Source organism: Nitrospira japonica, from assembly GCF_900169565.1.
In the GTDB taxonomy this organism is placed as follows: Bacteria; Nitrospirota; Nitrospiria; order Nitrospirales; family Nitrospiraceae; genus Nitrospira_C; species Nitrospira_C japonica_A.
Map to the genome: position 1 here is coordinate 1,111,746 of NZ_LT828648.1, position 15,629 is coordinate 1,127,374.

General features: G+C 63.4%; 9 protein-coding genes. 1 reads left to right on the forward strand and 8 read right to left on the reverse strand.

From position 1 onward, the window contains the following. Positions 1 to 74: 74 nt before the first annotated feature. Positions 75 to 2,102 carry an amylo-alpha-1,6-glucosidase gene (locus NSJP_RS05410; protein ID WP_197685485.1) on the reverse strand — a complete coding sequence of 676 codons (2,028 nt, stop codon included), beginning with the start codon at positions 2,100 to 2,102 and terminating at the stop codon, positions 75 to 77. 30 nt (positions 2,103 to 2,132) lie between these two features. After that, a complete protein-coding gene (treZ, locus tag NSJP_RS05415) occupies positions 2,133 to 4,058 on the reverse strand; it encodes a malto-oligosyltrehalose trehalohydrolase (protein WP_080885903.1) in 1,926 nt (641 codons plus the stop codon). A gap of 258 nt (positions 4,059 to 4,316) precedes the next feature. On the opposite strand from treZ, the gene NSJP_RS05420 reads away from it, so the two are divergent. Beyond that, positions 4,317 to 4,790 carry a DUF3015 family protein gene (locus tag NSJP_RS05420; RefSeq protein ID WP_080885904.1) on the forward strand — a complete coding sequence of 158 codons (474 nt, stop codon included), beginning with the start codon at positions 4,317 to 4,319 and terminating at the stop codon, positions 4,788 to 4,790. 3 nt (positions 4,791 to 4,793) lie between these two features. On the opposite strand, the gene NSJP_RS05425 is transcribed toward NSJP_RS05420, so the two are convergent. The 6 genes from NSJP_RS05425 to NSJP_RS05450 are packed head-to-tail and all read right to left on the reverse strand — an operon-like array spanning position 4,794 to position 15,563. Continuing rightward, the gene (locus tag NSJP_RS05425) at positions 4,794 to 5,084 is read right to left on the reverse strand and encodes a DUF5985 family protein (protein ID WP_197685486.1); all 291 of its coding nucleotides are present in this window, start codon (positions 5,082 to 5,084) and stop codon (positions 4,794 to 4,796) included. Positions 5,085 to 5,090: 6 nt separating this feature from the next. Further along, complete coding sequence (locus NSJP_RS05430; protein ID WP_197685487.1) at positions 5,091 to 5,354, reverse strand: DUF5985 family protein; 264 nt, start codon at positions 5,352 to 5,354, stop codon at positions 5,091 to 5,093. Then, on the reverse strand, positions 5,351 to 5,746 hold the full coding sequence (locus tag NSJP_RS05435) for a hypothetical protein (protein WP_080885906.1): 396 nt from the start codon (positions 5,744 to 5,746) through the stop codon (positions 5,351 to 5,353). Before NSJP_RS05435 ends, NSJP_RS05430 begins: the two co-directional genes overlap by 4 nt. A 4-nt stretch (positions 5,747 to 5,750) precedes the next feature. Further along, on the reverse strand, positions 5,751 to 8,201 hold the full coding sequence (locus tag NSJP_RS05440; protein WP_080885907.1) for a response regulator: 2,451 nt from the start codon (positions 8,199 to 8,201) through the stop codon (positions 5,751 to 5,753). Next, positions 8,173 to 9,381 (reverse strand): sensor histidine kinase, encoded by a 1,209-nt coding sequence (locus tag NSJP_RS05445; protein WP_080885908.1) that lies wholly within the window; start codon positions 9,379 to 9,381, stop codon positions 8,173 to 8,175. Before NSJP_RS05445 ends, NSJP_RS05440 begins: the two co-directional genes overlap by 29 nt. Then, positions 9,378 to 15,563, reverse strand: coding sequence for a HAMP domain-containing protein (locus NSJP_RS05450; RefSeq protein ID WP_407938650.1), 6,186 nt, complete (start codon positions 15,561 to 15,563; stop codon positions 9,378 to 9,380). The genes NSJP_RS05445 and NSJP_RS05450 overlap by 4 nt, the downstream gene beginning before the upstream one ends. Between the last annotated feature and the right edge of the window lie 66 nt (positions 15,564 to 15,629).

Consider the following 15,629-nt stretch of genomic DNA (forward strand, 5'->3'; position numbering starts at 1 on the left):
GCCCGTGGTTTCCGTCCGCCGGACGGCAGCCTCCCATAATATGGTGCCGTCCATTGATTCGTGCCGGGTTTGAGTCATGCGCTCCGTGTCTTGAGGTGGGCTCTCAGGACCTCCGCCACGCTCCAGGCTTGGGCGATGCACCCGCGCGGCCGATACGGAGGGTCGGCGTCGAAAATTTCGCTGATCGTTCCGATCCCGGCATCTTGAAGATGCGTATGAAACGCGGCAAGGAGGCCGTGGACCGCCGCCTTGTCGCCTTCGACGAGCAAGCGCGCATCGATATAGTGACCGATGAGCCAGGCCCATACCGTCCCCTGGTGATACGCGGCGTCGCGCGCGCGCAGGTCGCCGGCGTAGGTCGACTTGTAGTCGGGGTGCGTCCGCGAAAGGGTGCGCAAGCCGAAGGGCGTGAGCAAGTGCTCGGTCACGGCCTCCACGACCGGCCGCCATCGCTCCCGACGGAGCACCGGGAACCTGAGCGACAGGGAAAGGATCTGGTTCGGGCGCAGACTGGCGTCGTCGCCCTGCTCGCCGTCGATCACGTCGTACAAGTGCCGGCCCGGTTCGTACCAGAAACGGCGGTGAAAAGAAGCTTCCACCTCGGCAGCCAGGCCGCGCCACGAATCCGGCGACTCTCCCTGGCGTTCGGCCCAGTCCCCCATCAGCTGCAGCGCGTTATACCAGAGCGCCTGAATCTCGACCGGTTTTCCACGTCGCGGCGTGACCACCCAGTCATCCACTTTCGCGTCCATCCACGTCAGCTGATAACCCGCCGCACCCGCGTGGAGAAGCCCATCCCGCGGATCGACGCCGATGTGAAAGCGGGTGCCTTCCCGGTGCCGCTGAAGGATGTCCCGCAGCAGCGGATACAGCAGCGACAGAGTCTCATGATCGTGCGTCACCGAGAGATATCGATCCAGGGCATGGAAATACCAGAGGGTCGCATCGGCCGTATGGTACAAGCCCTCACGCGCGCCTTCCGGAAACAGGTTGGGGATCAAGCCATCTTTGACATGCCGCCCGAACGTGCGAAGGATCGCCTTCGCTTCCTGATGCCGTCCAGTGCACAGCGTCAGCCCTTCCAGGCTGATCATCGTGTCGCGGCCCCAATCGCCGAACCAGTGGTAGCCGGCGATGACGGTCCGGGCTTCATCGCCCGATGCGTGAGCCAGCATCTGTTCCTGGGGCCTCGCCCCCGGCATGACGATGAATTGGTCCGCTGCCAGCATCAGCTGTTCGGCGTCATGGTCCGGGTGTCCCTCCTGCGGAGACGGTAGCAGCTTCTCCAGCCGGCGCCGCTCAGTGTCGAAGATCTCCGAGGCGTCCCCTTCCAGTCCCTCCCAGGGTTCCACGCTGAACAGGATGGCCACCGGGGCCTTCGTCTGAAGATCAACGGAAAAATATCCCGGGCTGAAGAGATCTTCGACATGGTCCGACCCACGGTCACGATCCACCCGGTAAGAGACGTTCGCACTGACGAGGGCGTCGGCCGTGAAGAGTCCGGGCTCTCGTTGCAGGCGCAGCTTCAAGGCGGGCATCCCGTCAGGCAGCGCGATCTCGTACCGCCCGTCCATGATCGTCAGGGGGAGGGGCATCGCCGCGTGATTGGACAACGGCGCGTCGTGTAACCGGCAGGTGATGAAGGGGCGCAGCCGGAGCCGCACCGCCGGTCCCTCACGCAACCTATAATGGAGATAGACCGTGTTTTGCCCGTGAGGCGCGACCACCCGCTTTTCGACCACCGACCCCTTGATATTGAACGTCCACACCGGAACCTGGCGCTCGCGGTGGAAGGTCTCGAGACAGCGGAGTCCGTCGCTGTCGATGGTGCCGTCGGCGTATTCCGCCCCGGCCAATAGCCGCGCCTCTCCTCCCTGCTCGATCGTTTCATCCAGGCGCGGAACGATCACGATGCGGCCTCGTCTCGGGATATCCGGGATGAACAGGCCGTGGTAGCGGCGGGTCGCGATACCCAGAAGGGACGTCGACGCGTAGCCGCCTATACCGTTCGTCACCAGCCATTCCTTGCCGAGCCAGGACGATACGTCGTCGTGCGACGATATGGAATGAATCGGTTCATGGGCCGTCATGGTCATAGACATGTGCGTGGCGTGAATATGGATGATGCGCGATCAGGGTTGGGACTTCTCCGATTTCGCGGCGAGAAACAGCGTGGCCGTCGCGCTTGGCACCACCCAGCCCTGTTCCGATAACGGATTGACGGTACCGGACCCTCCGTAATGCGGATGCTCACTCGACCAGTGCAGCATCCACGACCCGCCCGCGACGGGAGCCAACAGCGGCTCGGGCGCCGGGATGAACGGCAGATCCTCCCCGAGATTGACGACCAGCAGACGATCCTCGTCGGAATCGGTGAAATAGCGCAGCACCAGCGCCTGTGGACCGAGTACCGCCCCGTCGATGGATCGGCGATCCTGGCGGGACAGCACGCCGTCCTCCCGGCGCAGGCGCAGCAGGTCCCGATGGAGGCGATACTGCGCGGCGTGGCGCGACCGTTCGGACAGGTCTAGGCGCGAGCGTTCGAACGTGGCGACGTCTCCGGGATCCGGCATCGCGTTCTTCGCCTCTACCGTGGCATAGGGTGGAAACTCGGACAAGAACGTCTTGCGCCCGTCGCGGACTTTCTCGGCGAGTTCGGGCACGTGATCGGCAAAAAAGAGGAACGGGGCGGATGCGGCGAATTCCTGGCCCATAAACAACAACGGCGTCTCCGGGGCGAGCAGAAAGAGCGTGACCAGGGCCCGGTAACGAGCCGGCGACGCGAATGCGTGGACGCGGTCTCCCCGCAAATGGTTCGCGATCTGGTCGTGATTCTGCAAATAGAAGACGAACCCTTGGGCAGGCTCGTCCTTCACCACGGTTCCCCGGGGCACCCCCTGCCAGGCATACCGCTGACCCTGATACAGGAATCCTCGCTTGATTATGGATAACAGCTCCTGCGCGCCCCCCCGGTAATCGGTGTAGTAGGCCTCGCGCCGACCGGACAGAGCCACGCGGCACGTATGATGGAAGTCGTCGCTCCAAATCCCGTCGAGTCCCCATCCGTTCCGCTCGACCGGATGCAGCGCCTCGATTCGCTGCGACTCGCACTCGGCGATCAGGACGATCGAGCGTTCGGGCACCGCCGCCCTGGTTCGTTCGGACAGCTCGGCCAGAATGTGACGCGGCCCGTCGTCATAGATGGCATGGATGGCGTCCAGGCGCAGGCCGTCCAGACGGAACTCGTCGATCCAGTAGCAGGCGTTCTGCAGGACGAAATCCCGCGTACCGTGTGCGTTCGGTCCGTCGAAGTTGACCGCCTGCCCCCAATCGTTGGGATGCCGATCCGTGACGTAATCGTCGCTGTACACCGGCAGGTAATTGCCGTCGGGACCGAAATGGTTGTAGACCACGTCCAGAATGACTCCAAGTCCCCGCTCATGCGCGGCATCCACGAAGCGCTTCAACGCCTCATGGTCGCCGTAGCCCCGGTAGGGAGCAAACAGCGAAACCCCGTCGTACCCCCAATTGAAGCGGCCGGGGAACTCGGCCAGCGGCATCAGCTCTATCAGGGTGATGCCGCAATGCTTGAGCTCGTCCAGTTGATCCGCTGCCGCATCGAGCGTGCCTTCCGGCGTGAATGCGCCGACGTGAAGCTCGTACAGTACCTGGCCGCGCAGTGTCATCCCGCGCCAGGCTGACGTGCGCCACGCATACGCCGATGGATCGACGATCAATGACGGACCGTGGGGTCCTTCGGGTTGAAATCGCGAGCAGGGATCGGGAAAGCGGTCCCCCCCGTCCACGCAATAGCGGTACAGCATGCCGGCCGCGGCGTCAGGTGCCGTCCCGGAAAAATATCCCAGCCGGTCTTTCGTCAAGGGCAGGCTTCCGCCCGATTCGAATACCACCTCCACCCGTTCCCGCTTGGGGGCCCAGACCCGGAATTCGACTCCCGTCTCCTGAACTTGCGCGCCGAGCGTCATGGTCCCCTGCCGATGCCGCTGGTGTCGGGAAGGAGCGACGTCATGGGATGATAGCGACCTGGCCGTAGTCATCAATGGTCCTCAATTTCAGCGTCCTTCACATGTAGCATTTACGGTCCGCATTTCAAGACTGGGGAAGACCCTAGCGCCGGATAATGGCCGATTCCTTGCGCGGATTCTGGGATGCGAAGGCCGATTTCACACGACTGAGTTCGTTCGGGATCATGTCGTCATGGCCCAGGGCTTTTCCCAGGCGCGGGCGGCAATTGCACCTAGTATCTGTACGAGGAGGGCAACGCGACACCGGAAAATCTCTGGGGAGGCATCATCATGGAGCGAGGCAGATACAAGGGGCGTGGGTACTGGATCTCGTTGTGGGGGCTCGCGGCCGCCTTGTCCGGCTGCGACGCGACGGTCGAGTTGACGAAAGCTCCCTTCGACGCGACCTCCGATTTGACGGACGGAATCTCCAATGCCAGTTCGGAATTCCTCGAGCCGACCAAAGAGTTCTCCTCGAGCACGACGCCGGGTTCCGTCGCCGGCGTCAACCGGGCCAAAGCCAAGCGAAAGCTCGAAGTCTTCACCCTGTACACCCGGGATAATCTGCGGACGGACATTTCCAAGGGACAGGGGGAATATCTCAGCTCGCTCGCCTCGATTGCCGGCGTGCCGCAGGATCAGCGCGGCGAGTTCGGCCGGCACATGCAGCAGTCCTACGCCACGTTGTTCGACGAGACGCTCGCCGCGAAGGAATCCACGGCTCGCCTTGTGGACGCGGCCTGGGTCGCCGGCTACGGGCGCTGAGGATCAGGGTGGCCCTGACAGCGCTTTCGCGATCTTTGCGCGGTTCTTATCGAAAATGCCCGCCAAGATCACGCCGTAGGACAGCAGGCGGAACACGTAGACCAGGGGTTCGGATTCCGAGTTGGCCGTGGTGCCGATCAGGAGCATCCGGCAGACCATCTGAATCGCGAACGCCGCGGCGAAATACAGGAAAAATCGGTCCTGCGTGACGATCCAGTACCGGAGAAAAAACAAACCGGCTATGAGATCTCCCATCGCGAGCCCGCCGAGCAGAAACACGCCGACATCGTGCATGCGGGGCTATTCCTCCTCGAAGATCAATCCGCGAAACAGAACCCCGAGCGCCAGGAACGCGATCAGATAGCGGGGTATGCTGAGGTCGATCGTCACGGGAAAGACGATCTTGTCGATCATCAGGAGCAGGTTGTTCACCGTCGAGACCACGAAGAACATGCCGGTCCACAGCAGGAGTTTGTAGGCGGTTCGCGCGTAGGCCTGGAGCAGCAACCACGCGCACAGAAAGGAGGTCAACGCGCACAGACCATAGATCATCATTCCCATCATGGATCCTGTGTCTCCGGAAGTTCGAAGGCGCGGGAGAATTCTTTGATGCGGCTCTTGGATTTGTCATGCACGAGGTTCGACACGGGCACGAGATGCTTCGTATAGTAATAGGCGAGCCGGTCGACCATTTCGCGCAAGTCTCCCGACTGCGGCCGGTACCGCCAGCGTCGACCCGGGGCGTCGTCCTGTGAGATCAACAACTCGGCGGCCTCCAGCCTGATCAGCACCGCGCGTCCCTGTTCGGCTCCCAGATACAAACGCTGGGCGGCGGCCGCGTCTTCCCACCACGTGTCCGGGCTGTTCCGCAACAAGAGCAATGCTTCCAATTCGGCGATCGAGTCGATGCGATCGAGGACGAACCGTCTGATGTCGGGCGGAATGATCGAATCCATCGGATCACTCCGCATGGGGAAATGTCTGTGAAGCCGGCTGGGAAGGCGACACTTCGTCGGCCGGCATCGGGGATTCCGTCCCGGGTGTCGGCCGCTGCCCGAGGCTGGCGGCGAGGATCGTCTGCTTCAATTGGTCGGAGACCGACCCCTTCGTGAGATAGGCGAAGGCCCCCGCGTCTTTCAGCGCGTCGCGGTGATGGGCGCTCGTATGCATCGAAAGTCCGATGACCACGGTCGATGGCAGGCGTTTTTTGAGGCGTCTCGTCGCCTCGACGCCGTCCATTTTGGGCATGTTGATGTCCATGATGACGACTTCGGGGCGCAGCGTCTCGGCGATGGCGAGGGCTTCCTCTCCGTCGGCCGCTTCGCCGACCACCGTCATGTCGGTGCCGTCCTCCAGAAGGCCTTTCAGTCCCTGCCGCATCAAGGCATGGTCGTCCACCAGCAACACGCGGATGGGAGGCCGGACGGGGGAACGCGTCTGCAGCGGATCCGCCGCGGCACGATCCGTCTCGGGCGACCGGCGTAGTATGGTTTCCGGCCCGCTGTCCGGATGCTCGATCCACGCGTCCCGGTCGTGCGGTTCCGTCCGTTCGCGCAAGGGGAGCGTAATGGCGGCGACCGTTCCCGTCTCCGGCGTGGAGGCGATGGTGAACCATCCCCCCAGGGCCTTCATCCGCTCCTGGATGCTGAACAGACCGAACCGCGCCGACTGTTCGAGTTCGGTGGAATCGTCCTTCGACGGCTCTTGGCCCGCCGAGTCGAGGCCCTTGCCTTCATCCCGTACCTCGATGCGCAGGATGCCCTCGGCGACCGTCAGGCGGACGGTCGCGCGATCGACGCGCGCATGCTTGGACACATTGATCAGCAGTTCCCGGACCGATTGAAAGAGAAGAATGGCCTCGTCTTCGGCAAGCGGCAGGGGGTCGGCTGCCTGGATCTCCACGTCCACGGTCAACTGATGCTTGTGCATTTGCTCGGCCAGCCATCTAATGGCCGAAGGCAGGCCGAATTCATGCAGGACCATGGGGGTCAGCTGCGCGACCAACGACCGGGTATAGCTGAGCGCCTGTTGGAGCACTTCCGCGGCTTGGTCCAGCCACCCCTCCGTTTCCGAATTGCCCTGCTTGGGGCGCGCTTGCGACACCTTGAGATGCGCGCAGACCAGCAGCTGGGCCAGGTAGTCGTGGAGCTCGGTCGCCACCCGCCGCCGTTCCCGTTGTTCCGTGACGGTCAATTCGGACGCGAGCGCGCGCAGCAGATCCTGGGAGGTTACCAGTTCTCTGGTCCGTTCCGCGACCCGCTGTTCCAATTCTTCGGCCAGCCGGCAGACTTTCTCGTGAATGGTGTGACGGTCGGTCACGTCGCGGTTCGCTTCCAGCACCAGCACGTCCTCCGGACCGTCCGGGATGGGGACCATGCGCGTTTCGACGACGACGGTCCTGCCATCCTTCGTCCGCTGTCGGACTTCCCCGTACCAATGACCGGCTTCGAGCAGCCGCCGGTCGAAGTCTGCCGGGGGGCAAGGCAGCGCGGACTCGAGCAGACGATGCACGGACCGTCCCGTCGCCTCCGCGACCGTCCACCCGTAGAGTTCGGTCGCGCCGCGGTTCCAATACAGGATGCCGCCCCCCATCCGCCAGACGATGACGGCCTCGTGCGTTTGTTCGAGGAGGTCGGCCCGCCAACGGAGTTCCGCTTCGGCGCGCTTCCGCTCCGACACATCGCGCAGAATGCCCATGTAACAGGCTTCCCCGGCGATGGACGAGCGGCTCACGGCGACTTCGAGCGGAAATTCCGCTCCCTGCCGCCGCTGTCCCGTCACGTCGCGGCGAAGGCCGTCTCGCGGAGCCCGGCGACTGTCGATCCGGTCGGGTTCAGGCTCGCGACGCTCGAACCAGGCCGGGATCAGCATCGTCACCTTGCGACCCAGGAGATCCTCGCGGCGATAACCGAACATCCGTTCAGTGGCGGCGTTGCAGGAGAGAATGACGCCTGCGGCATCGAGCGTGATGATGCCGTCCGTCGCCGTTTCGACCAGCGTACGATACCGCTCTTCGCTTTCACGAAGGGACTTCTCCGCTTCGTGTTTGTAGAGCACGATCTCGATCTGGGTGGTGATGTCGCGTTCGTCGAAGGGTTTGAGAATGTAGCCGAACGGCTCCGTCATGCTGGCCCGTTGCAGCGTGCTCGCATCGGAATGGGCCGTCAAATAGATGACGGGGATGCTGCGTGCCTCCCGGATCCGCTCCGCGGTTTCGATGCCGTCCATCTGGCCGGCCAGCCGGATATCCATCAGCACCAGGTCCGGCAGTTGCGCGGCCGCGGTTTCGAGGGCGTCCTCCCCGTCCGCGGCGATGCCGACGACTCGATAGCCCGCCCGCTCGAGCTTGCCGGCCAGGTCCGCCGCCACGACCGCTTCGTCTTCAACGATGAGAATGTTGCCCTTTGGCATCTTCGACCGCCTTGGTTTCTGACGAGGGACCTCGGGAGCCCGCCGGGAGATTGAATTGCAATTCGAACGTAGTGCCGGATCCGTTGCGGAGCGCGATGTCCGCGTTGAGTTGCCGGCTCAACATCCGGATGAGCCGCAATCCCAGCGAACCCGCCGCCTGCCAGTCGAGCCCTTCCGGAAGTCCGCGGCCGTCGTCATGGAACACGAGCCTCACCGCGTGGCTCTCGGTACAGATCAACTGAATCACGATGGCGCCTGATTCCCTGCCGACGAACGCGTGTTTCAGACTGTTGGTCGCCAATTCGTTCAGAATCAGGCCGCACGGGATCGCCATGTCCACGGGAAGCAGCACGGGATCGAGCTCCATGCGCAAGCGGACCTTGGACGAGGTCGCCCCGTGGGCCAGAAAGAGCTCGTCCATGACGTTGCGAATGTACGCGCCGAGTTCGGCATGGGCCAGATCGGGCGATTGGTACAGCTTCTCGTGGACCAGCGCCATGGACCGCACCCGGTCTCGCGCGTCCTTGAAGAGGGCGCGGACGACCGGATCGGTGAGCCGGTCGGCTTGCAGGTCGATGAGGCTCGAGATCACCTGCAGGTTATTCTTGACCCGATGATGGATTTCCTTGAGCAGGATTTCCTTTTCGTGGAGCGACGCCTTCAACTGCTTCAACCGTTCCTCGATCTCCGCTTCCATGGCGCGGTTCATCGTTGCCAGCGCGCGCGTCTTTCGGAAGAGGTCCACGAAGACGCCGACCTTCGACTTGAGAATGAGGGGATTGACCGGCTTGCTCAGATAGTCCACGGCGCCGGCGCCGTAGCCTTGCAGGATGTCCGCGTCCTCCCGGTAGTAGGCCGTCAGAAACAGGATGGGAACGTGTTGAGTCCGTTTCCGCTGTTTGATCAGCTGGGCCAGTTCGTAGCCGCTCACCTCCGGCATTCGGACGTCGAGCACGATGACGGCGAATTCCTCGGCGATGAGGGACAGCAATGCCTCGTCGGCCGTTCTGGCGCGGACGAGCCGGTGGTCCGGGGACTCGAGAATGCTCTCGAGCACGTCGAGGTTCCTGGCATCGTCGTCCACCAGGAGAATGTTGGCGCGGTCTTTGATTCCGCCTTTGGCGTCCATAGACAGTCGGACCGGTCGGTCCCCTTGCGGTTCGTCGGTGTGGCGCGTCATCGGTACAGCCACACCCTCAGCATCGAAAGCAGCTGGTCCGTGTTGACGGGCTTGGCCACGTAATCCGACGCTCCGGCCTCCAGGCACTTTTCCCGATCGCCCTTCATGGCTTTCGCGGTCAACGCCAGGATCGGCAGCGACCGGAACTGCGGATGCTTGCGGATCTCGCGGATCGTCGCGTAGCCGTCCATTTCGGGCATCATGATGTCCATCAAGACGACGCTCAAATTCGAGGCGTCGTGGATGATGTCGATCGCCTGGCGCCCGTTGGTGGCGCTGACGACGTCCATCTCTTGGTTTTCCAGCACCGTGGTCAGCGCGAAAATGTTTCGCGCGTCGTCGTCGACGACCAACACCTTGTGGCCGCGCAGGACTTCGTTGGAGTCGTGCAGGCGCGCCAGTAATTGCTGCTTGGGTTCCGGAAGATCCGCGACCACCCGGTGGAGGAACAGCGCGGTTTCGTCGAACAGGCGCTCGGGCGACTGGACGTCCTTCATCACGATGCTTTTGGCGACGGCCTTGAGCCGGCGCTCTTCTTCCGGGCTCAGATCCTTTCCCGTGAAGACCACGATCGGCACATTGCCCAGCTCCGGATCGGTCTTGATCTGATCAAGGAGATCGAAACCGCTCATGTCGGGCAGGCGGAGATCGAGCACGCAACAATCGAACGGCTGGGTCCTCAGGCCTTGGAGGGCGGCGGCGCCGGTGCCCGCCTCGACGATCTCGATGTCGTCGTGCAACAGCAGTTCGCGGATGCTGCGGCTTTCCAGCTCATTGTCCTCGACGACCAGCAGCCGCTTGAGGTGGGGGGTGATGAAGTTGCGGATCCGGTCGAAGCACGATTCGAGCCCCTCGGTCGTGACCGGTTTGACCATGTAGGAGAAGGCGCCGTGTGAGAGGCCGTGCTGCCGCTCCTCTTCGAGCGAAATGATCTGCACCGGAATGTGACGGGTCTTGGGATCCATCTTGAGATTGTTCAGGACCGTCCAGCCGAGCATGTCCGGAAGAAAAATGTCCAACGTGATGGCGGCGGGACAGTATTCGGCGGCCAAGGCCAGGGCCTGGCCGCCCTTGGTGGCGACGATGCCCTTGAAGCCTTTGTCGCGCGCGAGGCCGAGGAGGACTCTCGCATAGTGCGGGTCGTCCTCCACGATGAGCAGAACCGCATCGCCGGGCGTCACCGACTCGCGATCGTCAGGAATCTTGTCGTCCGACGAAACCGGCAGAATCGGCAGCGACGGGGTCGCATGGCCGAGGGGCGTGGGCGCGCCGGCGGGTCGGAGTTCCGACGACGACGGCCCCGTATAGATCAACGGCAAGTAGAGGGTGAAGGTGCTGCCCTGCCGGGGCTCGCTGAACAAGCGGATCTCTCCGCCGAGCAGCGTCGCCAACTCCCGGCTGATGGCGAGCCCCAGCCCTGTCCCTCCGTACTTGCGGCTGGTCCCGGCGTCCGCTTGCTGGAACGCTTCGAAAATGAGTTTCTGTTTTTCGGGCGCGATGCCGATGCCCGTGTCGGCGATCGACAGGGCCACGACCGTCTGAGCCCGGCTCAGCACGGGATGATCCGCCGTCCATCCTTCCGCCGCCAACCGCACGTTCATCGCCACCTGTCCGTGCGCGGTGAACTTGAAGGCGTTCGACAGGAGGTTTTTGAGGATCTGTTGCAGCCGCTTCGGGTCGGTCGTAAAGGCACGCGGCAGGCTCGCGTCGAACTCGACATAAAACGGCAGATTCTTGGAGTCCGCGACGTGTCGAAAATTCCGTTCGACGCTGTCACGGAGCGACGGAAACGTCATCTCCTCGGCTTCGACCGTGACCGTGCCGGATTCGATCTTCGAGAGATCCAGGATGTCGTTGATCAGATTGAGCAGGTCCGACCCGGCGCTGTGGATGTTTCTGGAGAATTCCACCTGTTTGGGAGTCAGGTTCCCGCTCGTGTTCTCGCCGAGCTGCTGGCCCAGAATCAGAATGCTGTTGAGGGGCGTGCGCAACTCGTGCGACATGTTGGCGAGGAACTCCGATTTGTACTTGGACGTCAGCGCCAACTCCGCCGCCTTTTCCTCCAGGGCCCGCCGAGCCAGCTCGACTTCCTTGTTCTTCCGCTCGACCTCCGTGTTTCGCTCGGCCAGCTGCTTGGCCTTGCGCTCGAGCTCCTCGTTGGTCTGGGTCAGCTCCTTCTGTTGGGACTGGAGCTCGATCGTGAGCTGCTGCGACTGCTGCAGGAGGTTCTCCGTCCGCATCGTGGCTTCGATCGTATTGAGGACGACCCCGATGCTCTGCGTGAGTTGTTCCAGGAAGGTCAGGTGGGTGACCGTGAAGGGGCGCAGCGAGGCCAGCTCGATCACCGCCTTCGTCTGTCCTTCGAAGAGCACCGGCAGAACCACGATGTTGGCCGGCGTCGATTCTCCGAGGCTCGAATGGATTACCGCATAGGAAGCGGGCACGTCGGTGAGGAGCATGCGCTGTTTCTCCAGGGCGCACTGCCCGACGAGGCCTTCGCCCACGGCGAACCGCTCGGCCTGTCCCCGCTGCCGCGCATAGGAGGCCAGAAGCCCCAGGGACGGATGCTGGCCCTCTGCGGCGTCCATTTGATAGACGGTGCCTTCCTGCGCTTCGACCAGCGGGGCCAATTCGGACAACAGCATCTGGCCGACGGTGAAGAGGTCGCGCTGGCCCTGCAACATGCGCGTGAATTTCGCCACGTTGGTCTTGAGCCAGTCCTGCTCCTTGTTGCGCTCCGTCGTCTCGCGCAGATTGTTGATCATCGTGTTGATATTGTCTTTGAGCTCGGCCACCTCGCCGCGGGTCTCCACCTGAATGGAGCGGGTCAAGTCCCCCTTGGTCACGGCCGTGGCCACTTCGGCGATCGCCCTCACCTGGGTCGTCAGGTTAGCCGCCAGCAGATTGACGTTTCCGGTGAGGTCCTTCCAGGTACCGGCGGCGCCGGGCACGTTGGCTTGCCCGCCGAGCCGTCCTTCCACGCCGACTTCCCTGGCGACGTTGGTGACCTGGTCGGCGAACGTGGCGAGCGTGTCGGTCATGTTGTTGATGGTCTCGCCCAGCGCGGCGACTTCCCCCTTGGCTTCCACCATGAGCCGCTGCCGGAGATTCCCGTTCGCCACCGACGTGACCACCTTGACGATGCCGCGGACCTGGTCGGTCAGATTCGTCGCCATGACGTTGACCGAGTCCGTCAGGTCCTTCCAGGTGCCGGCCACGCCCGTGACCAGAGCTTGTCCGCCCAGTTTGCCTTCGGTGCCGACTTCGCGGGCCACACGGGTGACTTCGGCCGCAAAGGCGTTGAGCTGGTCCACCATCGTATTGATGGTGTTCTTCAACTCCAGAATTTCGCCTTTCACGTCGACGGTGATCTTGCGGGAGAGGTCGCCGCGGGCGACCGCCGTGGTCACCTCGGCGATGTTGCGGACCTGTCCGGTCAGGTTCGCACCCATGGCATTCACCGAGTCCGTGAGATCTTTCCACGTGCCGGCCACGCCCGGCACCACGGCTTGGACGCCCAGACGGCCCTCGGTGCCGACTTCGCGGGCCACGCGGGTGACCTCGGAGGCGAAGGACCGGAGCTGTTCCACCATGGTGTTGATGGCTTCCTTGAGCTGGAGGATCTCGCCGCGGACGTCCACGGTGATCTTGCGGGACAGGTCGCCGTTAGCGACCGCGATCGTGACCTCCGCGATGTTGCGGACCTGGGCCGTCAGGTTGGAGGCCATGGAATTGACGTTGTCGGTGAGATCCTTCCAGGTGCCGGCGACGCCGGGGACCAGGGCCTGGCCGCCGAGCTTGCCTTCGGTGCCGACTTCGCGGGCCACGCGGGTGACCTCGGAGGCGAAGGACCGCAACTGTTCGACCATCGTATTGGCCGCTTCCTTGAGCTGGAGGATTTCGCCGCGGACATCCACGGTGATCTTTTTGGACAGGTCGCCGTTGGCCACCGCGATCGTGACTTCGGCGATGTTCCGCACCTGGTCGGTCAGGTTCCCGGCCATCTGATTGACGGAATCGGTCAATTCCTTCCAGACGCCGCTGACGCCCTTGACCTGGGCCTGGCCGCCGAGCTTGCCTTCGGTGCCGACTTCGCGGGCCACGCGGGTGACCTCGGAGGCGAAGGACCGCAACTGTTCGACCATGCTGTTGGCCGCTTCCTTGAGCTGGAGGATCTCGCCGCGGACGTCCACGATGATCTTTTTGGACAGGTCGCCGTTAGCGACCGCCACCGTGACTTCGGCGATGTTGCGCACCTGGGCCGTCAGATTCCCCGCCATTTCGTTGACGCTCTCGGTCAATTCCTTCCAGACGCCGCTGACGCCCTTGACCTGGGCCTGGCCGCCGAGCTTGCCTTCGGTGCCGACTTCGCGGGCGACGCGGGTGACTTCGGAGGCGAAGGACCGGAGCTGCTCGACCATGACGTTGATCGTCTCTTTCAACTGGAGGATCTCCCCGCTGACGTCGACGGTGATCTTGCGCGACAAATCACCGCGCGCGACGGAGGTGGCGACTTCCGCGATGTTCCGGACCTGGGCGGTGAGGTTGTTGGCCATCGAGTTGACGTTGTCGGTGAGATCCTTCCAGGTGCCGGCGACGCCGGGGACGACGGCTTGCACGCCGAGCTTGCCTTCGGTGCCGACTTCGCGGGCGACGCGGGTGACCTCGGCGGCGAATCCGTTGAGCTGGTCCACCATCGTATTGAGCGTGTTTTTCAACTCCAGGATTTCGCCCTTCACGTCGACGGTGATCTTGCGGGAGAGGTCGCCGCGGGCCACGGCGGTTGCGACCTCGGCGATGTTGCGGACCTGGGCGGTCAGGTTCACGCCCATCGCATTGACCGAATCGGTGAGGTCTTTCCAGGTGCCGGCGACGCCGGGGACGGCGGCCTGCACGCCGAGCTTGCCCTCGGTGCCGACGTCGCGGGCGACGCGGGTGACCTCGGCGGCGAATCCGTTGAGCTGGTCCACCATCGTGTTGATCGTGTTTTTCAACTCCAGGATTTCTCCCTTCACGTCGACGGTGATCTTGCGGGAGAGGTCGCCGCGGGCGACGGCGGTCGTCACTTCCGCGATGTTCCGCACCTGGGCGGTCAGATTGTTGGCCATGGCGTTGACGGAGTCGGTCAGGTCCTTCCAGGTGCCGCCGACGCCGGGGACGGCGGCGTTCACGCCGAGCTTGCCCTCGGTGCCGACCTCGCGGGCGACGCGGGTGACCTCGGAGGCGAAGGACCGGAGCTGCTCCACCATCGTGTTGATCGTCTCTTTCAACTGAAGAATTTCGCCGCGCACGTCGACGGTGATCTTGCGGGAGAGGTCGCCGCGGGCGACAGCCACGGTGACTTCGACGATGTTGCGGACCTGGGCCGTCAGGTTGGAGGCCATCGAATTGACGTTGTCGGTGAGATCCTTCCAGGTGCCGGCGACGCCGGGGACGATCGCCTGGCCGCCGAGCTTGCCCTCGGTGCCGACCTCGCGGGCGACGCGGGTGACCTCGGAGGCGAAGGACCGCAACTGTTCGACCATCGTATTGATGGCTTCTTTGAGCTGGAGAATCTCGCCGCGCACGTCGACGGTGATTTTTTTCGAGAGATCGCCATTGGCCACCGCGATCGTGACCTCCGCGATATTGCGGACCTGGGCGGTGAGGTTTCCGGCCATCTGATTGACGGAATCGGTCAATTCCTTCCAGACGCCGCTGACGCCCTTGACCTGGGCCTGGCCGCCGAGTTTGCCCTCAGTGCCGACTTCACGGGCGACGCGCGTGACTTCGGAGGTGAACACCGAGAGTTGCTCGATCATCTTATTGAGCAGTTTGGCGCTCCGGAGAAATTCGCCTTCCAGCGGCCGGCCGTCTTTTTCGAGGGCCATGGCCTGGCTGAGGTCCCCCTTGGCCACGGCGCCGACTGCGCGGGTGACTTCTGTGGTCGGAGAGACGAGGTCGTCGATCAATTGGTTCAGGGAGTCGATCTCGTCCGCCCATCCGCCGGTCACGCCGGGGACGGACAGGCGTTGTCTCAATCGCCCTTCTTTTCCAACGACGCGGCAGACCCGCACGGTTTCGTTGGCCCGCCGTTCACTGACGTCGAGGATGCCGTTCATCGTGTCCGCCATCTTGCCGAGCATGCCGGTCCACGTGCCGGGCAGCCGCACGGAAAAATCTCCATTGCGATATGCCGTCATGACATCCAGAATCTCGCCGAGCTGTTGGTTGACGTTCTGGCGAAGATGGCCGTTTTTCATGGAGGC

What these genes read in the sequence shown, in the direction of transcription:
- NSJP_RS05410 (WP_197685485.1), bottom strand. Translation starts at nt 2,102, where the DNA reads ATGTCTATGACCATGACGGCCCATGAACCGATTCATTCCATATCGTCG.
- treZ (WP_080885903.1), bottom strand. Translation starts at nt 4,058, where the DNA reads ATGACTACGGCCAGGTCGCTATCATCCCATGACGTCGCTCCTTCCCGA.
- NSJP_RS05420 (WP_080885904.1), top strand. Translation starts at nt 4,317, where the DNA reads ATGGAGCGAGGCAGATACAAGGGGCGTGGGTACTGGATCTCGTTGTGG.
- NSJP_RS05425 (WP_197685486.1), bottom strand. Translation starts at nt 5,084, where the DNA reads ATGCACGATGTCGGCGTGTTTCTGCTCGGCGGGCTCGCGATGGGAGAT.
- NSJP_RS05430 (WP_197685487.1), bottom strand. Translation starts at nt 5,354, where the DNA reads ATGATGGGAATGATGATCTATGGTCTGTGCGCGTTGACCTCCTTTCTG.
- NSJP_RS05435 (WP_080885906.1), bottom strand. Translation starts at nt 5,746, where the DNA reads ATGGATTCGATCATTCCGCCCGACATCAGACGGTTCGTCCTCGATCGC.
- NSJP_RS05440 (WP_080885907.1), bottom strand. Translation starts at nt 8,201, where the DNA reads ATGCCAAAGGGCAACATTCTCATCGTTGAAGACGAAGCGGTCGTGGCG.
- NSJP_RS05445 (WP_080885908.1), bottom strand. Translation starts at nt 9,381, where the DNA reads ATGACGCGCCACACCGACGAACCGCAAGGGGACCGACCGGTCCGACTG.
- NSJP_RS05450 (WP_407938650.1), bottom strand. Translation starts at nt 15,563, where the DNA reads ATGACGGCATATCGCAATGGAGATTTTTCCGTGCGGCTGCCCGGCACG.